The following is a 7,802-nucleotide window of genomic DNA, read 5'->3' as shown; positions in this document are numbered from 1 at the left end:
ACAGTTTGCGCTACATTTGGCAGATTATTTGTCTGCCTACCTCATTGATTCTGGGTCCCCGGTGTTCCCTCTAATGACATAAAGTCACCGGTGCCGTTGGGCACTCGGCCGAGGGCGACATCTTCCCCCTGCGCCTTAAATTTGATTGCATCAAGCATCTGATTTCCCCGCTGATCTGTGTCAATGAGCATGACCATTTCTCCATTCCTAGAGAGTTTGAAGTTGGCATGGAGGCCCGGTTCAGCGTTGCCATCTTCGTCCGCCCAAACAATCAGGTAACCGCCGGGGGCGATCTGAGTATCATCGGGAAACTGCCACTTACGCGGGTTGTTCTGGTTATCAGTCAGATACATCCCTGAAAGATTAACCGCATAATCGCTCACGTTGTGCAGTTCGATCCAGTCATCATTGTCGCCCTGCGGATCGGCGAGCCCCTTCGTATTACTCGCCATCAGTTCATTGATAACTACCGGGGAATTGTCGGCGATAGATGCGGTGACACGGTAGGTCAACGGTGCGAATTCGGTTTGGGCTGGGAAAAACGTTGTCGCGCTGCGCGATCCAGCGGATCGAGCTTCGACGTAGTAACGGATCTTCTTTCCAGCGGGAAAAACGGGAATCTCCCCCACGTAGACCGCACCATCTCTTGACATTGGCACACCCTGGAAGTGCCCCAATCGCCTGTCCGTGTAATACAAGATGACGGCGTCGACTGCAACGCCTCTACCAATCTCAGCTGTGATCTGTACGGGCTGATTCGCCATCGGTTCATCAGGCTTGGAGACGGAAGCGATGGTTGGTGTCGGCTTGTTGATTTCGGGGTGATTGAGCAGGTATTCCGCCCGTTCCTCAACGAAACGCTTGAAGCTCGGTGTTGTTCTCCCGCCTCTACCGCCCCGTCCTCCACCGGGACCGCCTCCCCCACCGCCGTAGTCCTTGATATGACTTGTGGTAAATGCCTCATAAGCGTAGAGTTTTTTATCGTCCGCCTTCACTTCGGCATCAGCGAGTGATTGGTATTCCGCAATAATTGGCTGTAGCACATCCCAATCAAGCCATTCGTCCGCAATGGTGCGAATGTGAGCGAGATATCGTGCGCGTAGATGAGGGATGGCAAATAAGCGACTGATGACGGGGCGCATCATATCGTTTTCCTGAGAAACAGGAGATAACATCTGTCCATCGGTCTGCCAAGAGTTCGGACCGCCGCCACCGGCGAATCGGAACGTCTCGTTACTATCGTGCAGCAGCAGGTGGAAGCGACCTTTTGGATCTTGGTAGAGCGCGTAATCGCTTGCGCGACTGAAATATCCGTCGTTATCAATGAACACATTGTCCAGCGCAAGGAACCAGAGTGCCCGATCAATGTTAAGAATCGCGGATAGTTTAGATTCAAGTTGATCGTCGGGTGTGCTTTCAAGAACTTCGCATAGCTCAATAAGATCCTGCCAAGCGTTTGGTGCCTCCTCTACCCTCGTTTTGAGTTGATAGGATTGTTGATAGGCAGAGGGTTGGTCTCCATTATAAACCAGTCCGCTATCGCGTCCGGGCGGGACTTTCCAGCGCACCCCACCTTTGGTTCCGAACCATTCGTCGAGAAAATCTTTGTTGAATTGTTGGCTACTGACGTAAATGCCCCAGCTTTCCCCGTTAATAACCAGTTTGACGAAGTTCGCCTTCGGGGCGGGGATGTAGTTGCTAGCAATTCTTGAATAGAGAATTTCGCGGAGGAAGGAGGGGTCGGAGTGACCGTTCAGCAGATTCAGGGTTTTATAGCCGTAGAGCCGTTGCCTGTCGTCCCCGTAGTCAACAGCGATATTGAACGACTTTTTCTCGTTCTGAACTGTAAAATAGGAGGAACTACCGCGGAACCTGATACCGACTGATTGATAGACCTTCCCATCAACGATTAAATCTGCTGGCACATCGACATCGGTTCGATAGAAATCGCCGAGTTGTTCGTACCAGTCTGCGTCGTGGAATCGGAGATAAATGGTACGGAGTGTGTTTGCATCGTAGAGATCGGGTTCGCCGTTAGGTTGGGCAGCAAGGCTCGCTTTCAAATCTGCTTCGTGGGTTGTATGAGGCGATGTGCGTCCAGATGGGCGTGACGCACCTCGTTCACCTCGACTCTCGTGGATATATTTGCGAGCGGCTTCTCGCTCCGCATCGTTTAACCTGCCATCCTTATCTGTGTCAAAGCGGCTGACAATCTTCTCCGCTCGGCGCGGTCCACGCCTGCCCCCGGAGCGGCCTCGCTCGCTGCCACCGTGCTCTGCTCGAATTTCCTGTGCGGTGAATTGCACTCCGGTGAAGGCTTCGAGAGCGATTGTTTCAATCATAATGTCTTTTTCGTCTTCGCTCAACTGACCGTTGCCGTTGAGGTCAAATCGCTTTTCTTCTTGTGAGAGCGTATCTTGTGCCGAAGCATTTACGGCGACTAGGGCTAAACAGGCAAGCAGTATTCCGAAAAGGTTGGTGATAATGTGGTTGGAATTCATTGATTTCTCCTCACAGAAAGTGTTCAGTTTAAGTTTTCATTATATGCGCTTTTGCTGGTATTAGGCAAACAGCAATAGCGTTTGTTCGGAAAAAATGGTTTTTTTAAGAAAACTGAACTGAGAATTTTACTGCTTGCGGTTTTGATTATAGTGGATCTTAGAATTAATGAGACACTTTCAATTGTCAGGGGGACTTCAGAAACTTCGAGCGGCTCGGAGTTATTGGTAAATGTCCTCTTATTTCTCGTGTTTACTATAATTAAAATGCCCCTATATCAATTTAAGCTGAATTGATATAGGGGCTGGAGCCAATTTCGCAATGAATATGACCTCCCCTCATTTCCTATCAGAGTTGAGAGGTAAATATTCATCTTGGGGAATTTTGGCTATTTCTAGCTATGAATTTAAGTGCTTATATAATCTCCTTTGGAGTTGTCGAACTGCTGCATTTTTTCGAGAAGCAACAGTACCAACAGGGCATCGGGCAATCTCGGCAACCTCTTGATATGATAACCCTTGCAGCTCTGTCAAAACAAAAACTAACCGATGCTCGTCGGACAAGTCACCGATCGCTGACTGGATGGCTTCATCTGCCTCCCTAGCAATGGTTGTCTCCTCCGGCAAATATCGGTTATCTGCGATCTCTTCTGATAGGTTGTAATCGCCGCCGCTATCATTAGGGACGGGAGCCTCCAGCGAGGATGTGTAAGGAGTTCGCTGATCTTTAGCAATCTGCTTCAAACAGACGTTCTTTGCAATGTGATAAAGGAAAGTGGTAAACTTCGCAAGCGGTTGATAGGTCGGGGCACTGCGCCAAAGGCGCAAAAACGTCTCTTGACACAGATCCTCCGCGAGCATACGATTGTTTACGAAACGATAAATAAAGTTTAATGTGTTTGTGTAATGACGTTTGGTTAATGTTTCAAATGCTGTGCTATTTCCTTCTTTGACGGACAACATTAGATCTTCATCGGATCGTCTCACGCTCGTCTCCTTCGGATTTCTCCGCGTTGCACGGCAGGTCGACCCCAGCGAAGCGTCCGATCTGATTGAGCGAATACAATCAGAACCCTCTGCTTCGGAGTCACCTGCCAATTCAGCCGGAATCTTGTCGTCGCCTATGCCTTTCTCGTAATCGTTCTCTGGTCCAAAATCGGGTGTTGAAATACCTGTCACTTGTCGCCTCCTCTGGCGATAAAAACGTTAGGGGAGCCTTCCTGAACCCCCAATCTGTGTTTCCCTGAGTGACTGAGAGTTGAGCCAAACTAAATCCCTTTGATAGATCAGGGATAATCCTGCGACCCGCGGGATGATGTGGTGTCTCGGTCTGTTCCTCAGATCCGGTGTCTGTATGAGGGCGCACGGTGTCTCGCGCAGCGGATGTGATGGAGTTTCCCGGTGTTGACTCGGTCGCTCTCTCTGTCAGCGGATTCAACGCTGGTGTGCGTTTCGGTCCTGTATGGTTAAACATCTCTTATAGCCTCCTTTTAGGTTAATTGGTTAATAGGTTGAGAGAAAAATTTGGAAAAGAATTATAGTGCGATCAGTCCCTGTATTTCAGAATTTTATCATTAACAATTCTAATATAACCCCAATGTTGCCAGAAACTTCATCGAAAAATTAAGACGATTTATTTTTTTTAGAGTCGTTTAACTCTCACTAAATCGTCACCTGTCACTCCCCGATACTGTTACGTGGAAGTTCGCCAAGCAAAAAGATTATTATACACCACCGCCGGTTAGGTTTTCAATGCCCAATTTTGCCTTTCACAAACTCTGAGTTGATCCATAGAAAATCTTATTGACGAGAGAATGAGGAAGGAGTAAAATGGCGCATTGATAACACAAAAGTAGACAATTGGATTTAATAGTTGTTAAAAATACCTGCTAGCCCTAGTGGTGCATAAACTTGGGAAGCCCACGGGGGAGGTTTGAGCGTGAAACGATAGCGTTGGAGAAATAGATGATAACCAAATTTGACTACTTCTACGGAGGACATGTGGAGATGGATGACATGGGTTTCCAGGGCCTCCGTGTTGACGATAGGATAGAATCGGATGAGCATCTAGCCTCTGTGTTCGACGAAGCGCAGGCGATTGCTCAGTTAATGGACCAATTGAATTTTGACACCTTGTGGCTCGCTGAGCACCACTTTCAACGCGAAGGGTACGGCGGTATTCCGAACATACCGATGCTCAGCCTCTATCTCGCACAGAATACCGAGCGGCTCAAGTTCGGTGGTTTTTTTAATACCATTCCCGCATGGCACCCGCTTCGATTGGCTGAAGACTTTGCTATGGCAGATATCCTTACAAAGGGTCGTGTCAGATTCGGCATCGGTCGGGGTTACATTCCGCGGGAAGTAGAAACATTGGGATCGCCGCTTGAGGATGACGCAGCAAACCGAGAATTGTTTGAGGAGCAGGTCGAGATTATTTTCAAGGCGTGGAATGAACAATCTTTCTCCCATCGCGGGGAGCACTACGACCTGCCAGCGAGGATTCTCAACCGAGGACAGGAGTTGGAGGAGATAACGCTTGTGCCTCGTCCCTTCAATCTGCCTGTGGAATGTTGGCAACCCATCTTCAGCGCGAGTCCGCAGGGTATAGACTTTATGGTTAAACACGGTATCAAAGGCGTGGTCCCCGGAGGTCCACGAGTTGATGAGATTGCTGCGAAGTGGCAAGAAGCGCACTTACGCGCTGGGCGTGACACAGAACTCGGTGAGGGCTTGGCTCTGGTGTTACAAATACATATCGCCGACACCGAAGAGAAAGCGATTCAGGAAGCATCGGTCTGGTTTGAGGAACAACTCAAGGTGCTGGCACCGTTGGGAAGGATGCCTACGCTCACTGAGGAACAGATTCAAGCGACTTTCGATCCAGAAAAAGCGCCGTTGGCTGGGCTTCCGACCGTTCACGATTTGGTGAGTGGCGGTGGATGGATATGCGGACCACCGGCGCACGTTTTTGAAAAGATTTCAGGGATTCAGGATAGATTACCGGGCTTGGAGCGCGTGACAATAGGTGCCGGTGCTTTGGCAATCCCGCCTAGCGCAATCCGGCGGGATATAGAAGAGTTCGGCAGAGAGGTCTTGCCAAAATTTCCGGATGCGGTTGCCGCTGCCTCTTGAATTGAATTTACACTTATGAAAGTAGGAACTTCAGATGATAAATCAATACAAAGTTAATCATACAAAAGCCGCGCTTCTCAGGGGTGAAACTATCGCTGTTCCAGAGATCAATCGGGTATCCAACCCGATCGTTGTGGAGGTGCTTGCGCTGGCGGGATACAACTGTGTGTGGATAGACATGGAGCATAGCCATCTTAATCTAGATGGTCTCTCCAATATGATTTTGGCTGCGCGCACGGTTGATCTTGATGTTATTGTTCGTATCCCTCACGGTCCCTACAATCAGGTTATGAAAACATTGGAATTGGGAGCCGGTGGTTTGATTTGGCCCCACTGCAGAAGTGCGGATGAGGCGCGTCAGTTTGTCCGGATGGCAAAGTTTCGACCCCTCGGTTTGCGCGGTATGGGTGGTGGTAGGGACTCGCTATTTGGACAGATTGAACGCACGGAGTTCTTGGATCAAGCCAACGAGAACACGCTGCTCGGTGTGATGATCGAGGACAAGGAAGGGGTGGACGACGTTGAAGCCATCGCCGCCGTTGAAGGAATCGATCTATTGTTTGTGGGACCCGGTGATCTCGCACACAGCTACGGTGTGGAACGCGAAGCGGGACACCCAATTACGCAGCAGGTTGTTCTTGAGGCTTTCGACAGGGTGGGCGAGGCATGTCGCGCCCACGGAAAGACAATGGGCACGGCAGTTGATCCGGGCGAGCCGATGCGAACTGTTGTTGAGAAAGGCGCTCGCTGGCTCAACTGTTGTCACGATGTCACTGCCCTCATCAACGGTTATACCCATGCCCGAGATGCCACCAACGAAATTGTGAAAGCATCGAACGGATAAAACGAGAGGAAGATTTGATGAAAATTGAGAAGATAACGCCGTTTCTGGTAGATGGCTTCCTGCTGGTTCGAGTCTACACTGACGAAGGGCTTGTCGGCAACGGCGAAGCCGGATTGTGGGCACATCACAAAACAGTGCATGAAACCATACTTGAACTGAGCGAATACTACGTTGGCAAAGATCCCGCTCGTATCGAGCATCATTTTCAGGTGGTTTCGAGAAACTCCCACTTCATGGGGGCTGCCATCAGTGCTGCGATGAGCGCCATTGATGTTGCACTGTGGGACATCTTGGGGAAGTCGGCCAACCTGCCGGTGTACCAGTTGCTCGGCGGGAAGTGTCGGGACAAGGTCAAGGTCTTTAATAATGTTGGCGGAGATACATTGGCTGAACGGGCGGAGAGCGCAATCCAAAACGTCGAGGCGGGATACATCTCGCTCCGAACAACCCCATTCTTCTCGAATTGGGAGAAGGGCACCTCAACCCAAGCGATTACAACAGCGGTGGAGATTGTCCGAACTATCCGTGAAGCGGTTGGCAACGATATTGATCTGGGGCTTGAGATCCACCGAAACCTGACGCCGGACGAAGCAATCATCCTCGCCGGTGAACTTGCGCCGTTCCACATTCTCTACTATGAAGACCCGATCGCACCGCAGAGCATCGAAGCGTTGGAGTACGTCGCCCAACACGTTCACATCCCGATAGCGACCGGTGAGCGGTTCTATAACATCCAACAGTTCAAAGAACTCATTGACAAGAAAACCGTCAGCCTCATCCGTCCCGATGTTTCACTGGCGGGCGGCATCACGCACTGTAAAAAAATTGCGGCACTCGCTGAAGCCTCCTTTGTGGGTATTTTCCCACACCTGATGGGGAGTCCGGTCAACCTTGCCGCATTTGTCCAACTCGATGCAGCCATCCCCAACTTTTTTACGCATGAGTGCCACACCGGCGCTGACGCCTTCAACGAGATTGTCGATCATCCCCTTGAGCGTGACGGCGGGTATGTTATCGTACCGAATCGACCGGGCATTGGACTGGAAATCAACGAATCCAAATTGGGTAAATTCCCTTACCAATCGAGACAGATTACCGGCAGTTTCCATGCCGATGGTTCTGTGGCTCACTAAAACGATCTAACGTATGGCTAACGATAAGGAAGTTTCAGCCTGTATTCCTAACCCGATAAGTCCTGATTGCCTTAACTCAAGTTGTGTGCTCCCTTACGGCTTGACAATAGAGCATTTGACGTGCTCCCAAACCTAAAAGGATTGGGATTCTTACACGCTGTGCCAGCCGTGTTCACAGTTAAGGGATCTCAC

At 50.0% G+C, this 7,802-nt stretch carries 5 protein-coding genes; 3 read left to right on the top strand and 2 right to left on the bottom strand.

Going from position 1 to position 7,802, the window contains the following annotated elements; translation table 11 throughout:
* Positions 1–41: 41 nt before the first annotated feature.
* Both J4G02_19530 and J4G02_19525 read right to left on the bottom strand, forming a co-directional pair.
* Positions 42–2,501: a CotH kinase family protein gene (locus tag J4G02_19530; GenBank protein MCE2396725.1), complete on the bottom strand. Its 2,460-nt coding sequence runs from the start codon at positions 2,499–2,501 to the stop codon at positions 42–44.
* A gap of 396 nt (positions 2,502–2,897) precedes the next feature.
* On the bottom strand, positions 2,898–3,677 hold the full coding sequence (locus J4G02_19525; protein MCE2396724.1) for a sigma-70 family RNA polymerase sigma factor: 780 nt from the start codon (positions 3,675–3,677) through the stop codon (positions 2,898–2,900).
* A gap of 786 nt (positions 3,678–4,463) precedes the next feature.
* On the opposite strand from J4G02_19525, the gene J4G02_19520 reads away from it, so the two are divergent.
* From J4G02_19520 to J4G02_19510, 3 genes are read left to right on the top strand one after another with little or no spacing between them, the layout of a single operon-like run.
* A complete protein-coding gene (locus tag J4G02_19520; GenBank protein ID MCE2396723.1) occupies positions 4,464–5,633 on the top strand; it encodes an LLM class flavin-dependent oxidoreductase in 1,170 nt (389 codons plus the stop codon).
* Between the two features lie 34 nt (positions 5,634–5,667).
* Positions 5,668–6,477 carry a hypothetical protein gene (locus J4G02_19515; GenBank protein ID MCE2396722.1) on the top strand — a complete coding sequence of 270 codons (810 nt, stop codon included), beginning with the start codon at positions 5,668–5,670 and terminating at the stop codon, positions 6,475–6,477.
* 17 nt (positions 6,478–6,494) lie between these two features.
* Complete coding sequence (locus J4G02_19510; GenBank protein ID MCE2396721.1) at positions 6,495–7,610, top strand: mandelate racemase/muconate lactonizing enzyme family protein; 1,116 nt, start codon at positions 6,495–6,497, stop codon at positions 7,608–7,610.
* Positions 7,611–7,802 lie beyond the last annotated feature (192 nt).

This window comes from Candidatus Poribacteria bacterium (genome assembly GCA_021295755.1).
In the GTDB taxonomy this organism is placed as follows: Bacteria; Poribacteria; WGA-4E; order WGA-4E; family PCPOR2b; genus PCPOR2b.
The sequence above is the reverse complement of the archived record's forward strand: the minus strand, read 5'-3'. Positions and strand labels throughout refer to the sequence as shown.